This window comes from Rhizobium sp. 007 (assembly GCF_015353075.1).
In the GTDB taxonomy this organism is placed as follows: Bacteria; Pseudomonadota; Alphaproteobacteria; order Rhizobiales; family Rhizobiaceae; genus Rhizobium.
The window spans coordinates 2175922-2198992 of record NZ_CP064188.1 but is presented as its reverse complement, the minus strand read 5'-3'; the positions used below and the strand labels follow the sequence as shown (position 1 = coordinate 2198992).

21 protein-coding genes and 1 pseudogene are annotated in these 23071 nt (G+C 57.9%); 14 read left to right on the top strand and 8 right to left on the bottom strand.

Annotation, left to right across the window (positions count from 1 at the left end; genetic code table 11):
• Positions 1–523: 523 nt before the first annotated feature.
• From ISN39_RS31435 to ISN39_RS31420, 4 genes are all read right to left on the bottom strand, one after another.
• The gene (locus ISN39_RS31435; RefSeq protein ID WP_194731791.1) at positions 524–1459 is read right to left on the bottom strand and encodes a YdcF family protein; all 936 of its coding nucleotides are present in this window, start codon (positions 1457–1459) and stop codon (positions 524–526) included.
• Between the two features lie 326 nt (positions 1460–1785).
• Positions 1786–2979 (bottom strand): hypothetical protein, encoded by a 1194-nt coding sequence (locus tag ISN39_RS31430; protein WP_194731790.1) that lies wholly within the window; start codon positions 2977–2979, stop codon positions 1786–1788.
• On the bottom strand, positions 2976–3959 hold the full coding sequence (locus ISN39_RS31425; RefSeq protein WP_194731789.1) for a nucleotidyltransferase family protein: 984 nt from the start codon (positions 3957–3959) through the stop codon (positions 2976–2978). Before ISN39_RS31425 ends, ISN39_RS31430 begins: the two co-directional genes overlap by 4 nt.
• Before the next feature lie 317 nt (positions 3960–4276).
• Positions 4277–4534: a hypothetical protein gene (locus ISN39_RS31420; protein WP_194731788.1), complete on the bottom strand. Its 258-nt coding sequence runs from the start codon at positions 4532–4534 to the stop codon at positions 4277–4279.
• A 1518-nt stretch (positions 4535–6052) separates the two neighbouring features.
• Here ISN39_RS31420 and ISN39_RS31410 point away from each other — a divergent pair.
• The 5 genes from ISN39_RS31410 to ISN39_RS31395 all read left to right on the top strand — a co-directional run bounded on the left by ISN39_RS31410 (position 6053) and on the right by ISN39_RS31395 (position 9810).
• Complete coding sequence (locus tag ISN39_RS31410; RefSeq protein WP_194731787.1) at positions 6053–7012, top strand: NAD(P)-dependent oxidoreductase; 960 nt, start codon at positions 6053–6055, stop codon at positions 7010–7012.
• Between the two features lie 18 nt (positions 7013–7030).
• The gene (locus ISN39_RS31405) at positions 7031–8086 is read left to right on the top strand and encodes a glycosyltransferase family 4 protein (protein WP_194731786.1); all 1056 of its coding nucleotides are present in this window, start codon (positions 7031–7033) and stop codon (positions 8084–8086) included.
• 100 nt (positions 8087–8186) lie between these two features.
• Positions 8187–8471 (top strand): transposase, encoded by a 285-nt coding sequence (locus ISN39_RS36980; RefSeq protein WP_246763517.1) that lies wholly within the window; start codon positions 8187–8189, stop codon positions 8469–8471.
• Entirely contained in the window at positions 8447–8584 is a 138-nt protein-coding gene (locus ISN39_RS36975) for a hypothetical protein (RefSeq protein ID WP_246763516.1), read from the top strand. Before ISN39_RS36980 ends, ISN39_RS36975 begins: the two co-directional genes overlap by 25 nt.
• A gap of 212 nt (positions 8585–8796) precedes the next feature.
• Complete coding sequence (locus tag ISN39_RS31395) at positions 8797–9810, top strand: methyltransferase (RefSeq protein ID WP_194731785.1); 1014 nt, start codon at positions 8797–8799, stop codon at positions 9808–9810.
• A 42-nt stretch (positions 9811–9852) separates the two neighbouring features.
• Here ISN39_RS31395 and ISN39_RS31390 read toward each other — a convergent pair.
• A pseudogene (locus ISN39_RS31390) lies at positions 9853–10110 on the bottom strand (amino acid synthesis family protein); the annotation flags it as partial.
• Between the two features lie 906 nt (positions 10111–11016).
• On the opposite strand from ISN39_RS31390, the gene ISN39_RS31385 reads away from it, so the two are divergent.
• Together ISN39_RS31385 and ISN39_RS31380 are read left to right on the top strand one after the other, a co-directional pair.
• Positions 11017–11328 (top strand): hypothetical protein, encoded by a 312-nt coding sequence (locus ISN39_RS31385; RefSeq protein ID WP_194731783.1) that lies wholly within the window; start codon positions 11017–11019, stop codon positions 11326–11328.
• Positions 11329–11369: 41 nt separating this feature from the next.
• Positions 11370–12608 (top strand): hypothetical protein, encoded by a 1239-nt coding sequence (locus ISN39_RS31380; protein ID WP_194731782.1) that lies wholly within the window; start codon positions 11370–11372, stop codon positions 12606–12608.
• Here the strand turns inward: ISN39_RS31380 and ISN39_RS36970 are convergent.
• On the bottom strand, positions 12574–13062 hold the full coding sequence (locus ISN39_RS36970) for a hypothetical protein (RefSeq protein WP_246763484.1): 489 nt from the start codon (positions 13060–13062) through the stop codon (positions 12574–12576). The two genes, ISN39_RS31380 and ISN39_RS36970, sit on opposite strands and share 35 nt — an antisense overlap.
• Between ISN39_RS36970 and ISN39_RS31375 the strand changes: the two genes are divergently transcribed.
• Positions 12962–13930 (top strand): alpha/beta hydrolase, encoded by a 969-nt coding sequence (locus ISN39_RS31375; RefSeq protein ID WP_281438330.1) that lies wholly within the window; start codon positions 12962–12964, stop codon positions 13928–13930. The two genes, ISN39_RS36970 and ISN39_RS31375, sit on opposite strands and share 101 nt — an antisense overlap.
• A 61-nt stretch (positions 13931–13991) precedes the next feature.
• On the opposite strand, the gene ISN39_RS31370 is transcribed toward ISN39_RS31375, so the two are convergent.
• Positions 13992–14705, bottom strand: coding sequence for a GntR family transcriptional regulator (locus tag ISN39_RS31370; RefSeq protein WP_074072897.1), 714 nt, complete (start codon positions 14703–14705; stop codon positions 13992–13994).
• 267 nt (positions 14706–14972) lie between these two features.
• On the opposite strand from ISN39_RS31370, the gene ISN39_RS31365 reads away from it, so the two are divergent.
• The 6 genes from ISN39_RS31365 (at position 14973) to ISN39_RS31340 (ending at position 20632) form a co-directional block, all read left to right on the top strand.
• Entirely contained in the window at positions 14973–16055 is a 1083-nt protein-coding gene (locus tag ISN39_RS31365; RefSeq protein ID WP_194731993.1) for an ABC transporter ATP-binding protein, read from the top strand.
• Positions 16056–16083: 28 nt separating this feature from the next.
• Positions 16084–17382 carry a PotD/PotF family extracellular solute-binding protein gene (locus ISN39_RS31360; protein ID WP_074073178.1) on the top strand — a complete coding sequence of 433 codons (1299 nt, stop codon included), beginning with the start codon at positions 16084–16086 and terminating at the stop codon, positions 17380–17382.
• A gap of 154 nt (positions 17383–17536) precedes the next feature.
• Entirely contained in the window at positions 17537–18451 is a 915-nt protein-coding gene (locus ISN39_RS31355) for an ABC transporter permease (protein WP_194731780.1), read from the top strand.
• Between the two features lies 1 nt (position 18452).
• Entirely contained in the window at positions 18453–19274 is an 822-nt protein-coding gene (locus tag ISN39_RS31350) for an ABC transporter permease (protein ID WP_194731779.1), read from the top strand.
• Position 19275: 1 nt separating this feature from the next.
• Positions 19276–20019, top strand: coding sequence for an aspartate/glutamate racemase family protein (locus tag ISN39_RS31345; RefSeq protein WP_194731778.1), 744 nt, complete (start codon positions 19276–19278; stop codon positions 20017–20019).
• Between the two features lies 1 nt (position 20020).
• A complete protein-coding gene (locus tag ISN39_RS31340) occupies positions 20021–20632 on the top strand; it encodes a flavin reductase family protein (protein WP_194731777.1) in 612 nt (203 codons plus the stop codon).
• A 256-nt stretch (positions 20633–20888) separates the two neighbouring features.
• Here ISN39_RS31340 and ISN39_RS31335 read toward each other — a convergent pair whose 3' ends face one another.
• Positions 20889–22802 carry a potassium transporter Kup gene (locus ISN39_RS31335; RefSeq protein WP_194731776.1) on the bottom strand — a complete coding sequence of 638 codons (1914 nt, stop codon included), beginning with the start codon at positions 22800–22802 and terminating at the stop codon, positions 20889–20891.
• Positions 22803–23071 lie beyond the last annotated feature (269 nt).

Genomic DNA, 23071 nt, shown 5'->3' with positions numbered 1-23071 from the left:
AGTGCAGGAGTAGATCTGGACCTGAGAGTTCGATCACGATCATGTGTTATTCGAATGGCAGAGTCTGTGGAAGGATCATATGGCCCCTGCGGTCAGACGCGGAGCGCTTGGCGTGTCCAGACAACCGGACTCACGATCAGCTGCCCATCCTAACCAGCTCCCGGAAAGGGCAGCGGCATCGCGATGATTCCGGAAGCGGTTCCTCCTCGCCGGCGATGCGGCGGCTGAAGTCGTGGATGTTAGGGCCCAGATAGAGTTCCGAGTACATTCGCAGGGCATGCTCATTGCGCTGACGTCTGATCAGCGCCACTTGCCGAGGCGGTGCAGGGTTTGGCGCAGTGACGCCGGTCTTCGTCGCAAACTTCACTTGCCGCTTCCCGGTCGATGGGTGAGCGCTTCGACCGGGAATGTCACGGTTTTTGCTGGAGGGCGGTGTCCACCCTCACCTGGCTCGTATCCTGCGGCTTCATCGCCCCGGTCTTGACCGCTTGGCTGCAAGGAAGCTTGTGTTTGCCGATGGAAACTACCTGTCGGGCGAAGGAAAGAGCTCGGTTCTCATTGCGAGGTGGTAGGCCACCAGTCCGATCCATTCATGAGCGGCCAGATCGGCGAGGTACAAACCCATAGAGACGGAACGTGTCGGACGTCCCACATCGGACGGCCGAGTCCGATAGCCTACGGGGTATGGGATGACCGGAAAATCGGTGGCGCGAAAGCAGGCGACGGCCCTCGGCATGTGAAAGGCGGATGTGACGAGCAGCCACGACTCCCCCGGCTTGGGACGTGCAACAGCCTTGCTCTCGACCGCATTCTCGCAGGTGTTTCGCGAGCGCTCTTCAAGTTCGATCCGTCTCTCCGGAACACCGATTTCGATGAGAAGGTCGCGCGCGACTGCGGCCTCCGACTTCTCCTCGGCAGACAGTAAATTCGCCGTCCCGCCTGAAAGGAGAATTCTCGCGTTGGGGTAGAGCAGGCTGAGCTCGGCCGTCTTGGTGAGCCGCTCGCCTGCATCGGTCAAGGTGATGGTTTGGCGTTCGGTCGAGATATCAGTGTCGATTTCCCCGCCGAGGACAACAATGCCCGTCACATTGTCCTGGATAGCGGGTTGCGGGAACCGGTCCTCCAGTAAGAGAAGCGCAGCACTTCCAACGGGGAAGCAGCCGACGATCAGCAAAAGTACGGCCGACATGATCAGAAGAATTCGCGCTGCTCTGAACCGACGCATGGCAAAGGCTACGATCCCCGCGAATGCCGTCAATCCAATCAGATTCGATATCACGAGAAATGCTGTTAAAAGCTTCGAAAGAACGAAGAACACGTGCCGCTCCTGAGATCGCTCTGAATATACGCGGAGCAAATCATACACTGCATTTGGAAAGTGAAGAATCATCCAGCGTAGTCCTTTTTGCTCGCCGAGGTTTGGTACGAACGATACGCGCGCGCTGGCGCTGAAGCTCAAGGAAATCTGCGACATCCATGCCGAAGGCAACGCAGCGCGGGAGCTGAAGCGCGGGTTCTGGCCTTTGGTCGCCGAGACGTGCCGGTCGAAGCGTTCGCCCGAGTTGATCGCGCTGATGATCTATTTGCTATCCGTCCGGCTGCTTGCCTGCTTCACGGCAGACTTTATGCGCCGATGTCGATTAGCCCCGCAAATCTCGCGAAATCTGCAATGGTGGCATGACGTAGCGCCGGCGGTTCCAATGAATGTTGGACCAGTTGGCGAATGCCAGAGCAGCCAGTGCCGCGTCTAATGTGCGGCTTGCGAGGGGGCTTTGCCGACCCGCATCAACCGGCCTTGATCAGGTTCGTCTTGATCCATTCTACGCCGGTATTGGCGTCGTCGTATTCCATGCGGATCACCACCGCGTCATTGATCATTGTAGACAACGCGACAAAGCCCTTCGCAGTTAGCCATTGGCTGGCGTTCATCGCCTCATTGAGCAGGGACACCAATGCATTAAGCTTTCGCACGTGTGTGATCCGCAACGGTGTCATGATTGAATATCGCGGGAAAATGATGGCGGTGATGGCGCCAGCCTGTTCGGACGATCGAACAGGCTGGATGTATTTCACAGTTCGTCCATCCGGACGCCGATACTTAGGAAGGCGGTCCAAGTTCGGAAACCGAGTCCGAAGGAGCTCCCAACTGCCCGGCTTGGCCGCAAACGCGAAGGCCAGTCCTCGAAGGGCCGGGGGCTGCGCGGTGACAAGAGCAACGTCATCGGCAATGGTAGACATGCCCGATGCGCTTAGCAGCGCCGCCAGTGTGGTTTTGCCTTGACCGGAAGAGCCGGCCAACGCTATTGCGCCCGACGCGGAGGAAAGGACCGCTGCGTGGAGTGCGATCCAGTCGGGCCGAGGCCTAAGCACGGCATGGAGGACAGCCTCTTTCAGGCCGACAGCGAGAGCCGCTGGGTCACCGAAGCTCGCCCGTTCTCCAGGCTGGTGGGCGATCCAGTAGCCGTCTTCGCACGCTCCAACCGTAATTTCGGTTTCGGCAACGCCAGTCTGGCCATGGCGCAGATGACCGGCAATGGCATTCCAAGCCCGTTTTGCGCTCGAATCTGGGAAAGAGATGGCAATCATTGCGCCAGAGACGCAGTAGATTTCCCGGGTGGCGGAAATTGATTCTGGGCTTTCGTCGCTTCTAGATTTCGGTCGAATGGGTTCCATCAGCCCTTGCTTCAGAAGGGCAAGTTTTTCCCATTCCACCAGGCAAGACGAAATGTAGTCATTCGCCTCGTCCAGACGACATCCCGTCTCATTGGCGACGAACCGCGCGATCCTGCTCGCTGGTTCGCCTGCAGAAACGCCAAGCCAGATCGGCCCTGATATGGGGCTCAACTGATAGACGCGTTGCTGGGGTTCGGAGAAAAGAGCGTAATCATCGTCAAGAGCGCAGAGCACAACACCATTGTCCGGCCCTGGTACCATTGGTCCGGTTGTCGCCGGGTTGTCCGGGTGCAGGCGCCGGGTCATCGTTGATTTGCCGCGGCAATTTTAAACGGCTTCCAGATCGCGCGCAGCAAGGAAAGCCCGAAATCGTCCAGATTCTTATAAGCGCCGTGATCCTGCCGTGCGATTTGACGGCTAAATAGGAGGTTCGCCAGCAACCCTGCGGGGCTGCCGTCGATCTTGACGCCGGCCAGGCGTTGCAGGTTCAGGAAGAACAAATCCCGTGCCAGGGCCAGTCGACCTGACGGCAACCTGGCACGGACCGCATCCCAGTCGACCTCGTACCCCAAGTCGAAGATCTCGCGGCAGTCGAGAAGATGCCGCAGCTCGACATCGCCCGTGCGCAGACGGCGGTCCAATATCATGTCGTGAACGATTAGGTGTACCACCCACTCCACTGGCGTGGGGATACAAACCCGAACACCCATCACTTCGAGGCGTGTGCTATGGAGCGGTTCGCCCTCTGTGTATAAAATAGCTGGGCCTGGCGGCCTCAGATGCAAGTCCAAGGAACCAACATCGGTAGGCCGATAGAATTTCCCGTATGCGTGTGGACCAGGGTCTTCTGGAAGGGGTTGGTAGCCGATGCCGCGAAGTCGCCCCACGCTTCGCTCGACATTGTTCCTGTCAATCACCAGATCCAAGTCGCTGATCATCCGGTTGCCCAGCCGATGTTCCGGCATGATCATCAGGAGGGCCGACCCTTTGATAAGCAATGGTTCGATCCCCGCTTCGTTCAATACACGCAGGGTCTCGACGGACTGTCGGCGCAGTCGTCGATTTCGCTCTTCGTTCAAATCATACAAAAAGCGCAAGTATTTTTCGACTTCCCCAGGAACGCTGATAAGCAACCCCCAATGGCGAAGCCAACCATATAATGCGGGGCCAACAAGGTGCCGATTGGCCTCCTGCACGACCTTGTCCCACTGATCTTGACCGGTAGTGATCCCGTTCAACAACGCAGCCAGCACTTGGAAGCCGGATTCAGAGCCTCCCGATCTCATGCAACCCCTCCCGCATCATTGGACCTTGCAGCTGACAACTAGAACGGTTTTCAAGCCGTCTTTCGAACGCTGAAGAGCTTGTCGTATTGTGCAATTGGTTGGGGACGCAGGGTGAATAACCAGAATGGACCATGACGACGCCAACAGCACTGCGGAATGGTTCACGATGACATTGGTCCACGGCACTCAGTTCCATGGCAGCTGACAACTCAATACCAACGAGCGCTGATGATGACCGATGGGGCCCAGTTCGGGGGCCGTGGGCATGATCTTCGACGGCAGATCGACTAGATTGTTTGCCGCGGTGACGCTTAAGTTCAATTCCACCACGTGCGAGGGCGGCGTTTAGGAGGACCAGTGTGCACATGGTTCTTATCGCCGTTTCCCCAGCCGGGCCGACGTCCGGGCCGACCGCCGGACGCAGCTACAGCGGGCGAGTTCATGGCGACATCAAGCAGCACCGTCACCGCGGGCGGCGTCAGGGCAGCGAATTTCCCAAGCCCCTTGATGAAATCACGCCGTTCCATTGCGGAACTTGCATCACTTTTTTCTTTGGTTTCACGCTCCGTTGCCATGGGGTTACCTCACGTGCTCGATCTTATATCTTTATAGCATTAATGTGATGGTGAAAAGTCAGACATAAGTTGTATGCGGTAACCTTAAATAACCCGAACGAATACTCAATCGAGTTACCCCTGACTCTTTGAAAACCAAATCATCCCAGATTGACCCGCCGCGCAATCCATTCAAGAGCGCGCCATGGCGCTCTGACGAAGGTGCTCCAGGCGTCGGCCGTGCACGAGCGCATACGTTTGAACGACGAAGCCGTCATAGCTCAATTTGATGACCCTCTACTGACATGATCGGCATGACACTCGGGCCGGCCCCCTGGTGAATGATGTCTGGCTCTCATGAGCCGGGCCTGGAGAAGCCAGATGTGCAGAAATTTGAGCACTGGCCGGACCGGTGTCGCGAGGCGCTAAAGCATGCCATGGTTGTGATCGTTTCGGTTGTTGCCCGGCGCCACCGCCTTCTGATTGATTTCTCCATATCGATAAACTGTTCGAGACTTGCAGATGAGCCGCTCGCAACTCGTAGGTACTTGCAATAGATTTACACGGCAGAGCGGTAGCATAAAACATAAAAAAACGAATTGTAACATTGAGTAACCCGACAAGTAACTAAATAGCATTACTAATTTATTTCTTTTAATTTAGCAGTTTTGCATATATACATAGTTATAGCAAAAGCATTAGCTCTGAAGCCGGGGCGGCGGAAGAAATATACGCAATGTAATATCTTCCTAACCTTTTGATTTGGGGGGGGTTATGTCCATATGGTATGCGCACCGTCACATCTCGCCGCTGCACTTTCGCGAGAGCCCAAAATGCGAGCGCTTGCCGCTGCACCTCGCCGATCCCGGCCATATAGATGCAGCAGTTGGCCGGTCAACGAGATATCTTTTCATCAGGCGCATGTTCGATATCGCGTTTGTCCTGGCGAGTGCGCCGGCTAGCGTCCTGCTGGTAGGCGTTGCCGCGGCGGCAGTGGCGGTGACGATGGGGCGTCCGGTCTTTCTCGCCCAAGAGCGTGTTGGTTACAGGGGACGGACGTTCCGCGCACTGAAACTTCGGAGCATGTGCACATCCGATGGTACTCCCCGACCAACCAGTCAGGATGATGACAGAATTACACCTCTCGGTGCGTACCTAAGACAATCGCATCTCGACGAACTGCCGCAGCTCTGGAATGTCCTCGTCGGCCATATGAGCCTTATCGGCCCCAGGCCGGAGTGGGTCCCTCTGGCTCGCCGGTACGAATGCGCTTTCCCGGAGTACAAACTGCGTTACTGCGCACCTCCAGGTTTGACCGGCTTGGCCCAAGTCAAGCAGGGATATGTTTCGACAATTGACGAAGTTCAAGTAAAAGTAGAATATGATCTATACTATATACTAAATATATCAGTTGCCATGGATTTCAAGATACTTCTTCTAACATCGAAGACATTGTTTAACAGTGCACTATCACGGTAAACAACAATGGTCGATTTGTGTGATAATGCGCACTCGATTATTTAAAAAGGGGGGTTTACATTGAGCGATCAGAACCATGTCTTGGTCACAGGAGGCTGCGGTTTCTTGGGCCGCCACGTCGTGTCGAGGCTTGCGGCCCAGGGGTGCCATGTAACAATTCTGGACGACTTGTCCGCCGGCGCCCCGCTAGACACGGCGGACGCGTCGATCAAATTCGTCAACGGAGACATCGCCGATCCGAGCACCGTCCGGGCGGTCCTCGGCGAGCGGCCTTTCGACCATGTCATCCACCTTGCAGCGATACATTTCATTCCTCGCTGCGACGCGGATCCGAGGGCCGCGTTCATGGTGAACGTGGTCGGAACAAGGAACTTGGTCGAAGCACTCGTACCGTCCTCGTCGCTAAAGTCTTTGGTCTTCGCATCGAGCGTCGCAGTCTACGCGCCGTCCGCAGAGGTCTTATCTGAGGACGCCGATACGGTGCCGATGGATATCTACGGCTGGAGCAAACTTGTGTGCGAAGATCTCGTTCGGAGCGCTTCGGTCCGAGGGGGATGGCGAGCCGTCTGCTGCCGTCTTTCCAACTTGATCGGGCCGGGCGAGACGAATCCGCACCTCTTTCCTGAGATCGGCAGGCAGATTGCAAGAGGAGAAGCGCTGATAGAAGTTGGGAATACGACGCCGAGGAGAAACTATCTGCATGTTATGGACGCAGCCGACCTATTCGTTCGATGCATTGGACTGTCAGGAAGCGACGCCTACACGATAAATTTGGGCTCAGGTGAGGAGTATTCGGTCGCGGACATTTTGAGCCTGTTCCAGAAAGCCGCGCAGAGACCAGTCAAATTCGTTGAAGCAGCAGCGCGTAAGCGCAAGGTCGATCGGCCTAGGCTTCAGCCAAACACTACCGTCATGCGGGGGCTAATCGGAGAGCCGCAGCGCTCGGTCGAGGATGCGATCAAAGCCGTTTTGACGGAGTTTGCTCTCGAAACACAGCCGAAATGGTCAAATACCGGGTAGGGTGGCATGCGTGTTATAATGGCAAATAGATATTTCCTCGGTTATCTCGGAGGGGTCGAGCGCTACATCGCCTCCCTTGCTGCCGAACTGGGGAGGCTGGGCGTAGACGTCGTGATATGCGCGGCCGGCAGTGACGCGCTCGTCCAGTTCGAGGGGCTCGCAGTCAAGACGGTGCCGTCGCAGGCCCAACTGCGCGCCTTCGTCAACCGTGGAGCCGATGTCGTCCACGCGCATCTGCCGCGCAATCCCTTCTCTTTCGGGGCCCTCCGGGCGGGCCACAAGGCTGGCATGCGCACAGTGTTCACGCCGCACGCCTTCTATCCCGATGGATCCGCCATCAAGAAGCTCGCGAAAGCGGTGACTGATCTCACGATGACGCGCCATACCATGAAGATCTGCGACACCGTCGTGAACTTGACCCCGCAAGATCAGGCAGACTCGATCCGCAACGGATTGGACAGGGAAAAGTCGGTCATAATCCCGAACTCTGTGTCGCTGCGCGAGCTCATTGAACTCGAGGACAAATCGCGCGACATAGTTCCTCCATTTGAGCAGCCATATGTCCTGCACGTCGGGCGTTTTCACCGCGTGAAGAACATCCCATTTCTTGTCAGGGCGCATCGTAGGATCCCCGACCATCATCTGGTCCTAATCGGCCAGGACGACGGTGAGTTGCCTGCCGTCAGAGAACTCGTCTCGCGACTTCAGCTCGAAGGACGGGTCCATATTCTGGAACGTGCCGATCGGGCTCTGGTCATGGCCGCCTACATGAACGCCTCTGCGGTGGTGCTGAGTTCGCGCTGGGAGGGACTCCCAACGGTTCTGCTCGAGGCGATGTTCTTCAAAAAGCCCTTTGTCGCCTCCGACGTGGGTGGAAACGGCTGGCTGGTAGAGCGCGGTGCTCCCGGAATGATATTCAAGCTGGACGACGAAGATGGTTATGTCTCGTCACTTGAATCCGCCTGCAGGATTCCTGGAAGTTCACTTGCCGGCGGCAGAGCCCTCGTCGCCAATGAATTCTCATGGGAAGTTAATGCCCGGCGCCTCCTGAACATCTACGCTAAGAGTACCTAGTCACCCGAATCCGAAGTTCGTGTCATAAGCTGTTGTCGACCGCTAAAGGGGGACTCATAAAGAGGCTTTTGGTCGATCACGCGGCGGCTTTACGACAAAAATCCACGCCCGTGCAGACGGTCAGGGACGCCCTCTCGGCTTTGTCCTAACGGGCGGTGAAACATCCGACTACCGTGCTGTTCCCGATCTTCTCGCCATGCCGGTAAATCGACCGCGCCGAATGCTCGCCGATAAGGGATACGATGCTGACGCCATTCGCCAGGAGCTTTTGTTCCATGGGACGCGTCCTGTCATTCCGCCTCGCTCAACGCGGAAGGACCCGCCACCTGCGACTACCGAGTTTATAAAGACCGCAACCGCATCGAGCGAATGTTCAACAGGATAAAGCAGTTTCGTCGGATTGCTACACGTTACGATGAGACCAGAACTTCATATGCAGGCTTCCTCGCTCTGGCCGCCGCGAAAATCTGGCTTCCGCACTTTGTCAGCAGAGCCTAAATAGATGAGATAGATCGCCCCCATCCATCTTTGCAATTCTTTACGATTCCATCGTCCGGAAAATCGTTCTATTTTCTTCGCATGGTGCCACGACGACGCGGAACGCCATCGGTGTCCGATCGCGGCCGGCATCGGAACATCCTTGGAGCATTTCGTTTCAAGACCACTCCAGGCTGCCGGTTCAGCGGCACAAATCCACGAGGAGACGAGCGATGGGCGCACCGACACCGGACAACATCATGCAGCTTGGCCTGGGCTTCTGGGCCTCCAAGACAACGCTCAGCGCGATCGAACTCGGTGTCTTCACCGAGCTCGCCGCAGGCCCGGCCGACCTGCCGGCATTGCAGGCCAGGCTCAAACTGCATCCCCGCTCGGCCCGCGATTTCCTCGATGCCCTGGTTGCCCTGAAGCTGCTCGAACGCGACGACGGCATCTACCGCAACAGCCCCGATACGGACCTCTTCCTCGACAGGGCCAAGCCGTCCTATATCGGCGGCATCCTCGAAATGGCCAATGCTCGGCTCTACGGCTTCTGGGGCTCGCTCACCGAAGCCCTGCGGACGGGGGAAATGCAGAACGAAAGCAAGCATAAGACGGACTTCTTCGCCGCGCTCTATGCGGAACCGGAACGGGTGCGCGGCTTCCTCAGGGCCATGAGCGGCATCAGCGCCGGGGCGGCGCATGCGATCGCAGCCAAGTTCGATTGGTCGAAATACACGACATTCGCCGATGTAGGCGCGGCGCAGGGCATGGTGCCGGTGGTGGTCGCGCGGGCTCATCCCCACCTTAAGGCGATCGGCTTCGATCTGCCCACCGTGCAGCCGATATTCGAGGAGTTCGTCGCCCAGCAGGGCCTCTCCGACCGTATCCGCTTTCAGGGCGGCAACTTCTTCGACGATCCGATGCCGAACGTGGATGTGATCGTGATGGGACATATCCTGCACGACTGGGATCTCGCCGAGAAGAAGCTGCTGCTGGAAAAGGCCTTCGCCGCGCTGCCGAAAGGCGGGGCCGTGATCGCCTACGACGCCGTCATCGATGACGAGCGCCGCGAGAACGCCTTTGGGCTCCTGATGAGCCTGAACATGCTGATCGAAACCCCCGGCGGATTCGACTATACTGGCGTCGACTGCCAGGCATGGATGCGCGAAGCGGGCTTCGTGTCCCCGCGCGTCGTGCCGTTGGCGGGGCCGGATTCGATGGTGATCGGATTCAAGCCCTTATGAGCGAACCCTCAGCGGTGCGCGGCCCCGGCTCGGTCCTTCGTTTTAGCGCAGTCCGTCCCCGCCCTTGATCTCGGCCGTGCCCCCGACACGCGGCAGGGGACGGCCGCTGTCGGTGACGATGATGACGACCATGATCTCGAGGCCGCCTGGAGCGTCGGGCACGCGCACCTCCACGGCGTCGAAACGGCTGCGCACATAGGCAGCGTCCTCGTGGCCGAGCGGCACGTCAAGCTCGCCGCCCAGGCCGCAGCGCTTCTTCGCAGACGGGATCAGGGCCGCGCCTTTGCCGAGCAATTCACGGTCGTCGTCGTAGCGATGAATCCAATCGAAGACGTACAAATCATCGCCAGCCCTGCATACACGGTGCAGACGGTCAGGGACGCCCTCTCGGCTTTGTCCTAACGGGCGGTGAAACATCCGACTACAGTGCTGTTCCCGATCTTCTCGCCATGCCGGTAAATCGATCGCGCCGAATGCTCGCCGATAAGGGATACGATGCTGACGCCATTCGCCAGGAGCTTGTCATTCCGCCTCGCTCAACGCGGAAGGACCCGCCACCTGCGACTACCGAGTTTATAAAGACCGCAACCGCATCGAGCGAATGTTCAACAGGATAAAGCAGTTTCGTCAGATTTCTTACACGTTACGATAAGACCAGAACTTCATATGCAGGCTTCCTCGCTCTGGCCGCCGCAAAAATCTGGCTTCCGCACTTTGTCAACAGAGCCTAGCATAAGCTTTGGTTAGCCATACGGGGATCGATTGTTCGCTGTGGCCAAGGGCGGTGCGCCGTCAGCCCGACGAGTTTTACGCCAACAAGGGCTATGTCTTTCACGCTGACGCCACGACCTGCGCCAAGGCAGCATCCTCCCGCGCATCGCCCGATGCAACATTGAGCTATCCGACAGGGGTCGAACGAACGATCGCTTGGGTCAAACGCGTTCGCGCCCAATCATCGGCGACTGGCGTCACGCCGACCTTTAGTTCGCCCGTCCTCGCGCCGCCAAAGCCCGTGTCGGGGACGCTTAGGAGCCTGCCGGACTGCGCGCGTCTGTCGTTCGGAGAGATTGCCGGGCCAGTTGCGCATGCCCACGCAGTCCTTCGAGCTCGTCGTCTGCAATCGGCGGGACGGGCGTATTCATCGGGCCGGATGAGAACGACCATTGCGCCGTCACGCTAATGCATGCATCGTGCCGGACGTTGAATATGCACCTTAGCAATCAAGTGCGTGCGCCGTTCGACATGCGGCACGACAAGGCTCAGGTCATGGGAACGTACTGGCTTCTAATTGCGTCCTGCATTGGTGGGATTATCGCTGCGGTTCTTAGGCTCTCAGCGATGTCCTGCGTGAACATCGCTACGGTTTTGCTGCTGGGAAGTATAGCGCGCTTGCTTTTCAGCGACTATCGTCTCAACATCATCATCACATCCACTGGAGCACCTGCCATTCTCCTTGTTTCGTTCTTTTTCAGCGGGTGGGCACTCAGTGCAATTCGGAAGACCGACAAGACCGATTGACGGTCGCGTGAACCATTTTGGTTGTCACGGAGCTTTATATAATGAGTGGCATGCCGGCTGCTGATCGGAAAGGCACCTTGGCTCGGTGGGATGGCGATTTTCTTCCGCTCGCTCTCCTAGCTTTTTGTACGGTCATGAATTTCGGGCTGGCAATCGTCAACAATCTCGTCACAAATATTCAGGAGATCCACGTCGTTGCCGTGCAGCTTTTTGTGACCCTTTGTGCTGCCGCATTGGTCGTGTTGCGGCGACCTCGTTTGACAGCCGATCAAGTCATATTGTTTGTTATGCTAGTATCCTGCATTGTAATATCGACAATATATCACGGTTCTACCGATGTAAAAATTCTTTATGACATGTCGGTGATTCCGCTTTTCGTTGTTTTAGGTTCGACCATCAGGCGAATACCGAGATGGTATATGCATATGCTATTTGTAATTGTATTGACTACGGTGACATTCGAGACTGTCATGCCGGATGTTTATGCCAAGATTGTCAATCCCCTGAGTTACTATGCGAATACACGAAGCTGGGTCGCGGCCAAGATGGATGACCAGGCCGATGTCTCAGGTTTCTATTTCGGTGCCCAGCGGGCGGGGGAGGGCGACGCTACGCATCGCGCCAGCGGCCTCTTTCTCGAGCCTCTGTCCCTAGGTTACTTCGCTTGTATTGCCGCAATTTTCTATTTGAATGAATACAGATTTCAAGTCGGCAGGAAAATACTTGCTGTCGCTGGCTGCTCCTTGCTCATAATATTGTCCGACGTTCGAGCCGCCTTGGGGGTGCTTCTCGTCATTGCGGTAGGGGCGCAGGTCCTTGCGCGATTGCCGCGATTGGCGGGCCTTGCGCTGCCATTCCTTGTGATCGCAGGTGGAGCGGTTTTGCATTTTTCCTCGGTTGGTGATCAGCACATTGCCGACTTGGCGGGACGGTTGTCTTGGACCTTCGAGGAACTCAGGGAAGCTGACTTGACGACGCTGCTGTTCGGAGGCTTCGATCAAACCCATGCCAATGACAGCGCAATTCTCTACTTTGCAGAGGTTTCTGGAATATTGGGGTACGTCCTTCTATTGTACATATCTGCGGGCGTCTCGTCCTTGAAAGAGCGTCCATTTATCACGAACGCCGCGTTGATATACTTGGCGAGTACGAGCCTGTTCGGGCACGCTTATGCTTCGATCAAGACCGGAGCACTTCTCGGCTTCGTCGTGGGAAGCCAAAAGCACAATCAAGACACGCCAAACATTAAGTGTCTGCCGCGAAAAGCAGTTGACTGGTGAAGAATCGACGGAAATGCATCATTCCGATCAACGTATCGAACCTTCCCAAGCCGGCGAGTCGGCCGGCCTGCAGCGACGCAGATCGTTGCACGGGCCAAACAGCAACCGGTGTATTAGCCGTGGCCGCATTGCCAAAATTTTGCCGACGCCGGCGCGATCGTCGGTATCGCGCCAGTGGTCTTAGCGCCCCTTGCGGCAGGCCTAGGACAAATACTCCTGGCAACTGCTGCCCTTTCTTTACACGATAGCAATTGCCGCTACAGTCTTGGCGAGCCCCCTGATATTCAGGCGAGGCGAGGATGGAGAGGAGTTTCATGCCATTGCGATCAAAAACCGGTTTGGCTGGCAGGGCGATGGCATGCTTGCTTCTGGTATCATCGCCGATCGGTATTGCCCATGCCGACGACGCCAGCGCAACAAAGTCGGACCCGCGATCGCGCGCTAAGGAAATCATCGCTCGGCTTCTGGACGATAAGAGTGATTTTCGCGATCGAAGGCTGCGCTTCGAGGAGGCGATGAGGGCCACGCCTGAGCCGACCCGGGTGCAGATACGCCAGGTCGATGCCGATGGCGTTGACGGCGAGTTGATCTGGCCCGCCCGCCTCCACCACCCGCTTGGCAGGCGGGCGATCCTCTATCTCCACGGTGGAGGCTTTTATGGCGGCTCCTTGCGTAGTCATCGCAACATCGCCGCGTCGTTCGCGAAGGCCTCGTCTGCCGATGTGCTGTTGATCGAATATCGGCTTTTGCCTCAATACCGCTTTCCGAGGCAGGTCGAGGATGCCGTAACCGCATTTCGCTGGCTGCTTGAATCCGGCTACGAGGCGGCAAACATTGTGGTGATCGGCGATTCCGTCGGCGGAACCTTGGCGCTTCAAATGTCCCTTCGCCAGATCGCCACGAATGGCGAGAAGCCCGCTGCCGTGATCGCTATCAGCCCGGTTGCCGATTTTGAGGGTGCAGGGTTTCCGGCGCATGGCGAAGACGAGGTTTCCGTCAGCCGCGAATGGCTGCAGCAGGTGGGGAAGGAATATGCGGGGAAGGGGAGTCCCTCGCTTCAAACCGTGTCGCCGATAAACAGCGATTATTCAGGTTTTCCTCCGATCCTGCTGCAGGTCGGGGACAAGGAGGCTTTGCGGGGGGATGTTCAGCGTCTTTTCGAAAAGCTGAAGGCCGCAAACGTCGATGTGCGGCTCGACGTCGTGCCGGGCCTGTTCCATGAGGCGTCGCTGTTTCCGTTCTGGCTCGACCAAGCCAGGAGATCCAACCAGAATGCGGCGGAATTTGCCATGGCTCATTTCGCCGATAGACCACCGCAATGAAACCGGGTTGGCGATGCTCCGACAGCCGCTATTCGCCTTCGTCCGCCAAGCTGGCTGTATCCTAGATCGCAAAGGCTTCCTTCAATCCGAAGCTTTTGCGTTCGCGCAGATCCAGATCGGCTTCGATATGAGAAATGTGGTGCACCATCAGGCGGCAGGCGGTATCGAGATCGTCGTGTTCAATAGCCGCAACGATATCGCCGTGCTCTGTGTGGCCGCAGCTAGATACGGTCGACTGCCCGTAGAGCGCGATGACAAGCGAGGAGCGGGCGACGAGCTCTTCCATGAAGCGCTGCATGATGGCATTGCCGGAAATCTGTGCGAGCATTAAGTGAAAATCGCCGGAGGCCTTGATTTCTGCGCGTCGCGCTGTTTGGCCGCGCTCGCTCATCAGACGACCCTCTTCCAATAGAAGCTGCCTCAGATGCTGGATCTGCGAAGGTGTAATGCGCGCGGCCGCTTCGCGCAGGATTCCGGGCTCCACGAGCCGGCGGGCAGCGAAAATCTGACGGGCCTCGTCCGGGGACGGATAGGCGACGAAGGCGCCACGGTTCTTCTCCACGCTGACGAGGCCCTCATAGGACAGGGCCTGGAGCGCGGCGCGGGCAAGCGTGCGGCTGACGTTGAAGAGATTTCCGACATCGCCTTCGGAAAGTTTCGTGCCGGGAGAAAGGCGCCGCTCGACGATCGCATCGCGGATCGCATCGCGAATTTGCTGCGTGCTTATCTCGGCTGAATCATCTGCCGAAAGAACTGCGTCAGAGGTGGACTTCATGAAATCGGATACCTGATTATCGCCTCGATGATAGACAGCTTCGGAAGAAAAGTTAAACGGAATTTGCGATCAAAACACGGGTCCTATTGTATACGATTCTTTGCATAAATTGCAGACAAAAGCCTATTTCCTGTGCAAGTCGATGAAGGCCGCAATTGGGGGCGGCCCTTGGATCTTCCGAAAAAACCCAGCGATTCATGGGGTTTGGTTCCGGCGACGAAACTGGCACGGCGGATGCATTAACTTTCTCGAACAGAGGAAGACATGATGTCGAAAGCGGCGGAAATCGATATAGCATCCGTTTCGAAGGTTTATGGCGCGACAACTGCTGTGCACGCCATCAGCTTGAAGATTCCGGCTGGATCATATTGCTGCTTCCTCGGCCCATCGGGCTGCGGGAAGACCTCGACGCTGCGCATGATCGCCGGCCATGAAAGCATCTCGTCGGGCGATATCCGCCTTGGCAATACGGTTGTGACCGACTTTCCTCCGGCCAAGCGCGGCACGGCGATGATGTTCCAGTCGTATGCGCTCTTTCCGCATCTGGACCTTATCGACAATGTTGCCTTCAGCCTGAAGATGAAGGGGGTCGGCAAGGACGAGCGCCGGGCCAAGGCGCTGGAGATGCTGAAGCTGATGCAGATGGAAGCTTACGCGACCAGGCGTCCGGCGCAGCTTTCGGGCGGCCAGCAGCAGCGCGTGGCGCTGGCGCGCGCGCTGATCACCGATCCGGAAGCGCTGCTGCTTGACGAGCCTTTGTCGGCCCTCGACCCGTTCCTGAAGATCCGGATGCGCGCGGAGCTCAAGAAGCTTCAAAAGACGCTTGGCATCACCTTCGTCCATGTGACGCACAGCCAGGAAGAGGCGATGGCGCTTGCCGACATGATTGTCGTCATGAATGACGGCAAGATCGAACAGGCGGCAGCACCGCGCCAGGTGTTCGAGCACCCAGCAACGGCTTTCGTCGCCCGTTTCATGGGCGACCACAACGTTCTATCCGGTCGCGTCGTCTCTGCCGAAGGCGGCGTGATCACACTCAAGGTGCCGGAAGGCCAGACACTTTCCGTGCGTGGTGAGGGCAGGAAGGTGGGCGAGCCTATCGATATCGGCATCCGCACCGATCGCGTCCGCCTCGAAGCGCCGGTGGAAAAGACGCTCGGCTTCCACGGCGTGGTTTCCAACATCGAATATCGCGGCGCTTCGGTGAAGATCACCGCAATCGGCGCGGGCAGTGACGACTTCACGGTCATCGCGAGCGACGGCGATTACTTCGCCAAACCCGTATCGATCGGCGATGCGGTGTCTTTGAGTTGGACCCTGGAGGATGCCGCCCTCCTCGGCCGTGCATGAATTTCGCAATCAAAAAAGGGGAACTGACATGACGACTGAAACGAAGACAACCAAGACTGAGAAGGGCATGTCCCGCCGTTCGCTTTTGAAGACGGGCGCTGCCGCCATCGGTGCGGCCGCCGGCTCGGGCCTGATCACCGGCTTTCCGACGATTTGGGCGCAGTCCAGCATCACGCTTCGCCAGTTCGGCACGGGCGTCTCCAATATCAACGCGATCGCCGAACAGTGCAAGAAGGACCTCGGCATCACGCTTGAGATGACGGCAACGGACTCGGACGCTGCTGCCCAGCGTGCCGTCACCCAGCCGGACAGCTATGACATCGCCGACATCGAATACTGGATTGCCAAGAAAGTCTTTCCGACCGGCGTCCTTCAGCCGATGGATACGTCGAAGCTGAAATATTTCGACAAGATCGTGCCGCTCTTCATCAACGGCAAGATGAAGCCGGACAGCGTCATTGCGCAGGGTACTGCACCGCATACGGTCGGCTTCGTCGAAGGCGCCGATTCCAAGACCTTCGCCAAGGAGCCGACGAAGTGGATGACGATGGTTCCGACCATTTACAACGCCGACACCCTGGGCATCCGACCGGATCTCGTCGGCCGCGAGATCACCACTTGGGCCGACATCATGGATCCGAAGTTCAAGGGCAAGACCTCGATCCTGAATATTCCCTCGATCGGCATCATGGATGCCGCGATGATCATGGAAGCCATGGGCAACATCAAATATGCCGACAAGGGCAACATGACCAAGGAAGAGATCGACAAGACGATTGAATTCCTGATCAAGGCAAAGAGCGAAGGCCAGTTCCGCGCCTTCTGGAAGAGCTTCGACGAGTCGGTCAACCTGATGGCGTCGGGCGAGGTCGTCATCCAGTCCATGTGGTCGCCGGCCGTTGCCGCTGTCCGTTCCAAGGGTATTGCCTGCAAGTATCAGCCGCTCAAGGAAGGCTACCGCGCATGGGGCGGCGGTCTCGGCCTTGCCTCGCACCTCAAGGGCGCTCAGCTCGACGCCGCCTACGAGTACATCAACTGGTACACGTCCGGCTGGGTCGGCGGCTACCTCAACCGCCAGGGCTACTACTCTGCCTGCATGGAAACCGCCAAGGGCTTCATGTCGGCCGACGAATGGGGCTACTGGATCGAGGGCAAGCCGGCGCAGGGCGATATTCTCTCGCCGGAAGGCAAGGTCATGGAGAAGGCCGGCGCCGTCCGCGATGGCGGCTCCTTCGAGGCCCGCATGGGCGCTGTTGCCTGCTGGAACTCGGTCATGGACGAAGACCGCTACATGGTCCGCCGCTGGAACGAGTTCATCGCCGCATAAGGTGTTCGCCGCGCTTGTCTCCTCAACCCTCCCGACAGGAGGAGCGGACCGGAGAGGTTGCGGCAGAAAACTCCCTCCTTCTGCGGGAGGGCTGGGGAGGGGTCTTTCGGATCCCTTCCATTTTGGTTTCCGCGAATGTCTAAGAGGATGGCAGATGGCAACGATCGCTTCCGCACAACCCAGTGAGAAGGCTGAGCGTGTTCGAAGTGGCGGCTTTCGCCTGCCGCTGGCTGCGATTTCCTATCTCCAGGCCTTGCCGCTCTTTCTGATCCTCGGTTTCTTCTTCCTGCTGCCGATCGCGATGATCGCGGTCGTGAGCTTCTGGGATTACGACTTTGCGGGGCTCTATCCCGCCTTCCTCACCATGAATTATACCGAGACGCTCGGTTCATGGGTCACCTGGAAGATCTACCTTAACACGCTCAAATTCACCGTCATCGTCTTCGCGCTGACGCTCCTCATCGGCTTTTGGGTCGCCTATTTCCTGGCTTTCCATATCCGCAAGACCTCGACGCAGATGATCCTCTTCCTTGTCTGCACCGTCCCCTTCATGACGTCGAACATCATCCGCATGATCTCGTGGATTCCGGTGCTCGGCCGCAATGGGCTCGTCAATACGACGCTGATTGAGATGGGCCTCATTCCGCAGCCGATCGAGTGGTTGCTCTATTCCGATTTCGCCGTCGTACTCGCCATGGTGCACCTTTATACGCTCTTCATGGTGACGCCGATCTTCAACACGCTGATGCGCATCGACCGCTCGCTGTTCGAGGCGGCGCGCGATGCCGGTGCCAGCGGCTGGCAAATCCTCTGGAACGTCGTCATCCCGCTTGCAAAACCCGGCATGGCGATCGGTACGATCTTCGTCGTGACGCTGGTGATGGCGGATTTTTCGACCGTGCAGGTCATGTCCGGTGGCCAGAGCGCTTCGGTCGCATTGATGATGAAAAACCAGATGTCGCTGCTGCAGTATCCGGCCGCTGCCGCCAATGCGGTCGTGCTTCTGGTCGTCGTGCTCTTGATGGTCGCCGCCATCCTGCGCGTCGTCGACATCCGCAAGGAGCTTTGAGATGAACCATGAAAAGCGAACCGTCGAATTCTATGTGCTCGCGGTCTTTTTCGCCGTCTTCGTGGTCTTTCTCTACGGCCCGCTCTCGGCGGTTCTGATCCTGTCATTCCAGGGGCCGGACGGGGGCCTGACCTTCCCGCTGAACGGGGTTTCGGTTCACTGGTTCTTCAACCTTTTCGAAAAGCAGGCCGTCGGCGATTTCGGCGCATCCTTCAAACGGTCCTTTTTGCTCGGCCTGATGGTGATGATCGTCACCGTCGTCGTTTCGCTGCTCGCAGGTCTGGCCTTCCGGCGGAAATTCCGAGGCTCGACGGCACTGTTTTATGCGACCGTTGCGAGCCTCGTTGTCCCCTCGATCATCATTTCGCTCGGCATCGGCGTCGTCTTCCAGCAGGGCGGCCTGAAGCCCGCCTGGTATTCCTCGGCTTTCGGCGCGCACCTCACCTGGACGCTGCCGTTCGGCGTGCTGATCATGTTTGCCGTCTTCAACCGCTTCTCTCCGGCTTATGAGGAAGCGGCGCGCGATCTCGGCGCAAGCTCATGGCAGACCTTCCGGCACGTCGTTTTGCCGATGATCCTGCCGAGCCTGATCGGCGTCGGCCTTTTCGGCTTCACGCTCTCCTATGACGAATTCGCCCGCACGCTGATGACGTCGGGCACCTACAACACGCTGCCGCTCGAGATCTACGGCATGACGACAAACGTCACGACGCCCGTGCTTTATGCGCTCGGAACGGTGACGACGCTCTTCTCCTTCACCATTATCCTCGTCGCGCTCGGCATCATGATGATGCTCAGCGGGCGGCAGGCAAAGATCAAATGACATGCGCATATTGCTGGTAAACCCCAACACGACGGCCTCGATGACGGAAAAGGCTGCTATCGCCGCACGCGCTGTCGCTGCAACAGGAACGGACATCATCGCTGCCACGTCCCGTATGGGACCGGTTTCGATCGAAGGCCATTATGACGGGGCGCTGGCAATCCCGGGACTGCTGATGGAGCTGAAGGAGCGCCAGGCGGTCGGCTATGACGCGGCGGTCGTCGCCTGCTTCGACGACACCGGCCTTGATGCCGCGCGCGCCTTTGCCGATGTGCCGGTGCTCGGCCTTTGCGAATCTGCGGTAGCGACGGCCGGCTTCCTGGCGCAACGCTTCACGGTCGTTACCACGCTGGAACGCTCCCGCGTGCTCATCGACAATCTTGTCCGCCGCTACGGCATGGGCGGCCGGGCGAAGGTAAGGGCGTGCGACATCCCGGTGCTCGAGCTCGAAAACGAGGGCTCTGGTGCCATCGGAAAGCTTCGGGCTGAAATCGAAAAGGCGCTTTCAGAAGATGGTGCAGAAGCAATCGTGCTCGGCTGTGCGGGCATGACCGACCTCGCGCGCGATTTGCAGGAGATCTATGGTGTTCCGGTCGTCGATGGCGTCGCCGCGGCCGTGAAGCAGGCCGAAGCGCTGGTGTCGCTCGGACTTTCGACCAGCAAGCGCGGCTCCTATGCCTCGCCGCTTCCCAAGGCCTTCACGGGCGCGATGAGCAGATTTGCCCCGATGCGGATGCCAAGCTGAGATGAGCATCTCCTTCGACTTTACGGCACTGAGCGAGCGCGAGCGCTACAAGCTGATGATCGGCACGATCATTCCGCGTCCGATCGCGCTGGTAACGACGGTGGATGAGGAGGGCCGCATCAATGCCGCACCCTTTTCCTTCTTCAACTGCCTTTCGGCCGACCCGCCGATCCTGGCGCTGGGTGTCGAGAACCATCCGGACATGTCCTTCAAGGATACCGCCCACAATATCCGCATGACCGAGGTTTTCACCGTCAACATCGTCTCCTTTTCAATCGCCGAGGCGATGCATGTCTGCGGTGCGAAGTATCCGCGCGGTGTCGACGAGCTGAAGGAGGCGGGTCTGACCGCCATGCCCGGAGAAAAGGTCGGTTCGCCCTGGATTGCGGAGGCTCCTGCCGCCTTCGAATGCCGCAGGCATGTGACGCTGGAGCTTGGCAAGTCGCGCCAGGTGATCCTCGGTGAAATCGTCTTTGCGCATTATCGTGACGGGGTTGTCGATCCGCAGCGCCTTCACGTTGATCCAGCAGCAGTCGATGCGATCGCCCGCCTTGGCGGCGACATCTGCTCCACCGTGCGCGACCGCTTCGAGATGCTGACGCCGAAGTTGTAGAGCGACGGTTATTTGCGAGAAGCAGGCCCTGCTCGTATCTCAAGACGCTAGCGGTAATTTTCTGGAAGCGATCCTTGGGGGAAAGAAGGCCGAAGACAAGCCCGATTGCCTCTGACGGGTTGTTTGACGGCTCTTTGATGTCGAACGGGCGAACCGTTTGGCGTCATTCGCCTCTTTCGCCTTCGTCACGAAGAAAGCTTTGCGCTCGCAAGCGGAACGCCAGGCACCGCGCCGATGGAAGGCTGAAAACAGCCAATCAGATCGTCACCTGGATCCCGAGTTCGACGACACGCCCGGTCGGGAGCCGGAAATACTCAGTTGCGTTGCTGGCATTGTGCGCGAGTGCGATGAACACCCGATCCTGCCACAGCGGCATGCCGCCTTTCTCGGACGGCAAGATCGTCCTGCGCGACAGGAAAAAGGTCGTCGACATGATATCGAATTTCAGGCCGAGCTTGCGCGCCAGGATAAGGGCGCGGGGAATGTTGGGGGTCTCCATATAGCCAAAGGTGATGACGATGCGGCTGAACAGGGGATGCAGGCTCTCAAGGAAGATTTTCTCGTCATCGGCGACATAAGGTGACGGGGACGTCAGAACGGAGAGGATGATATTGTGCTCGTGCAGCACCTTGTAGTGCTTCATGCTATGCAAGAGAGCAGTGGGCGCACCTTCGACGTCACTCGTCAGAAACACTGCAGTTCCCGGCACGGTTGATGGCTTTTTCCTTGTCAGATTGTCAATGATCATCGTGAGGGGGACCTCGTCCGCCCTCGTTCTAATTGTCAGCAAGCGACGTCCGGAAATCCAGGTTTGCATCAAGAACGCAGCGGTGAGGGCCACGGCGACAGGAACCCAGCCGCCTTGTCCGAACTTTGCGACGTTGGCGACGAAGAAGCTGGTGTCGATCAGGATCAGCGGAGCGATTACGATCAATGCAAGTGTCCGTCGCCATCTCCAGACGCGTCGCACGACGACGAAAAGCAAAATAGCGGTAATGAGCATCTCACCGGTGACGGCGATCCCGTAGGCGGCGGACAGACCGCTGGAATTTCGAAACGTGATCACCAATGCGATGACGGCGACGAACAACAAGGCATTGATCTGGGGCATGTAGATTTGTCCGGCCTGAGTTTCCGACGTATGGCGGATGCTGAAGCGCGGCAGAAGATTGAGATGCATCGCTTGGCGGATAAGGGAATATGCCCCGGATATGACCGCTTGGCTGGCAATGACGGTTGCAGCGGTAGCGAGAGCAACCACAGGAAATTGCGCCCATTCGGGCTGCATTGCAAAAAAAGGATGTTCGATGTCCTCAGGATGGCTGAGGACATATGCGCCCTGACCGAAATAATTCAAAAGCAGGCTTGGAAACACCAGCGCGAACCAGGCAAAGACGATCGGCTTGCGCCCGAAATGCCCAAGATCCACATAGAGCGCCTCAGCGCCGGTTACCGCCAGGAACACTGCACCCAGAACCGACACTGAAATTCCAGCATGCGTGCCGAGAAATTGTATGGCGTGAAGCGGATTGATGGCCGAGAGGATCAAGGGCTGTTGGAGGATGTGCGCAAGGCCGGAGACGCCAAGGGTTAAAAACCATACTGCGGTGACGGGACCGAATACCTTTGCGACACCGCCCGTCCCGAACCGTTGAACGAGAAACAGTACCGTTATGATGACAACCGTGGTCGGAACGACCCAATGCGAAAGCTGCGGGGCGACCACCTCGAGGCCTTCGACCGCCGATAATACCGATATCGCAGGAGTGATAATGGCATCGCCCAGAAACAGCGACGCGCCGGCAATGCCAAGAACAAGGACCCAAACCGGCCTGCCTTCAAGGCTCTCTCGGGCGAGTGACATCAGTGAAAGTGTGCCGCCTTCTCCTTTGTTATCGGCTTTCAAAACGAAGCCGACATATTTGATGGCGACGATGGAGGTCAATGACCAGACAATCAGGGAAAGCAAACCGAGAATTTGCTTGCCATCGACCATCCCTGACACCTGACCGGAGACTCTCAGGGCTTCGCGGAATGCATAAATCGGGCTTGTGCCGATATCGCCGTAGACGACGCCGAGGGCTCCGAGAACGAGGAGGGGGAAATTTTCCGGTCCCCGGTGATGGTTTTCGGCTTGGGGTCCGTTCCCGGGTGGCTTCGTCGAGGTCAAGGTTATTTCCTGGTTGACGATCGCTGTTCAATAACCGCCGACTATCCGCCGTCCCGCCGCCAAAGAAGTCCTCGAAGAGGAAACGACGCGAACGTGCAAAGAGATCCCTGCTTCGGATTGTCCTGGTGACGGTTCCTCTCGATCTGGCGCTTATAATCGCAGTTTCTGCGGTCAATGTCACGCCAGAGCAGCGATCCTTCAAGTGGATCGCGGCCGGTCGATGGCGACCGGATGCGAAGCTGAAATGCGCAGGTGGCCAAGAAAAAGCA

Bases quoted from the DNA above. Each gene is read 5' to 3' on its own strand.
- ISN39_RS31430 (WP_194731790.1), bottom strand. From the start codon at position 2,979: ATGACCCGGCGCCTGCACCCGGACAACCCGGCGACAACCGGACCAATG.
- ISN39_RS31425 (WP_194731789.1), bottom strand. From the start codon at position 3,959: ATGAGATCGGGAGGCTCTGAATCCGGCTTCCAAGTGCTGGCTGCGTTG.
- ISN39_RS31420 (WP_194731788.1), bottom strand. From the start codon at position 4,534: ATGGCAACGGAGCGTGAAACCAAAGAAAAAAGTGATGCAAGTTCCGCA.
- ISN39_RS31405 (WP_194731786.1), top strand. From the start codon at position 7,031: ATGGCAAATAGATATTTCCTCGGTTATCTCGGAGGGGTCGAGCGCTAC.
- ISN39_RS31395 (WP_194731785.1), top strand. From the start codon at position 8,797: ATGGGCGCACCGACACCGGACAACATCATGCAGCTTGGCCTGGGCTTC.
- ISN39_RS31385 (WP_194731783.1), top strand. From the start codon at position 11,017: ATGCACCTTAGCAATCAAGTGCGTGCGCCGTTCGACATGCGGCACGAC.
- ISN39_RS31380 (WP_194731782.1), top strand. From the start codon at position 11,370: ATGAGTGGCATGCCGGCTGCTGATCGGAAAGGCACCTTGGCTCGGTGG.
- ISN39_RS31375 (WP_281438330.1), top strand. From the start codon at position 12,962: ATGGCATGCTTGCTTCTGGTATCATCGCCGATCGGTATTGCCCATGCC.
- ISN39_RS36970 (WP_246763484.1), bottom strand. From the start codon at position 13,062: ATGATTTCCTTAGCGCGCGATCGCGGGTCCGACTTTGTTGCGCTGGCG.
- ISN39_RS31370 (WP_074072897.1), bottom strand. From the start codon at position 14,705: ATGAAGTCCACCTCTGACGCAGTTCTTTCGGCAGATGATTCAGCCGAG.
- ISN39_RS31365 (WP_194731993.1), top strand. From the start codon at position 14,973: ATGTCGAAAGCGGCGGAAATCGATATAGCATCCGTTTCGAAGGTTTAT.
- ISN39_RS31360 (WP_074073178.1), top strand. From the start codon at position 16,084: ATGACGACTGAAACGAAGACAACCAAGACTGAGAAGGGCATGTCCCGC.
- ISN39_RS31355 (WP_194731780.1), top strand. From the start codon at position 17,537: ATGGCAACGATCGCTTCCGCACAACCCAGTGAGAAGGCTGAGCGTGTT.
- ISN39_RS31350 (WP_194731779.1), top strand. From the start codon at position 18,453: ATGAACCATGAAAAGCGAACCGTCGAATTCTATGTGCTCGCGGTCTTT.
- ISN39_RS31345 (WP_194731778.1), top strand. From the start codon at position 19,276: ATGCGCATATTGCTGGTAAACCCCAACACGACGGCCTCGATGACGGAA.
- ISN39_RS31340 (WP_194731777.1), top strand. From the start codon at position 20,021: ATGAGCATCTCCTTCGACTTTACGGCACTGAGCGAGCGCGAGCGCTAC.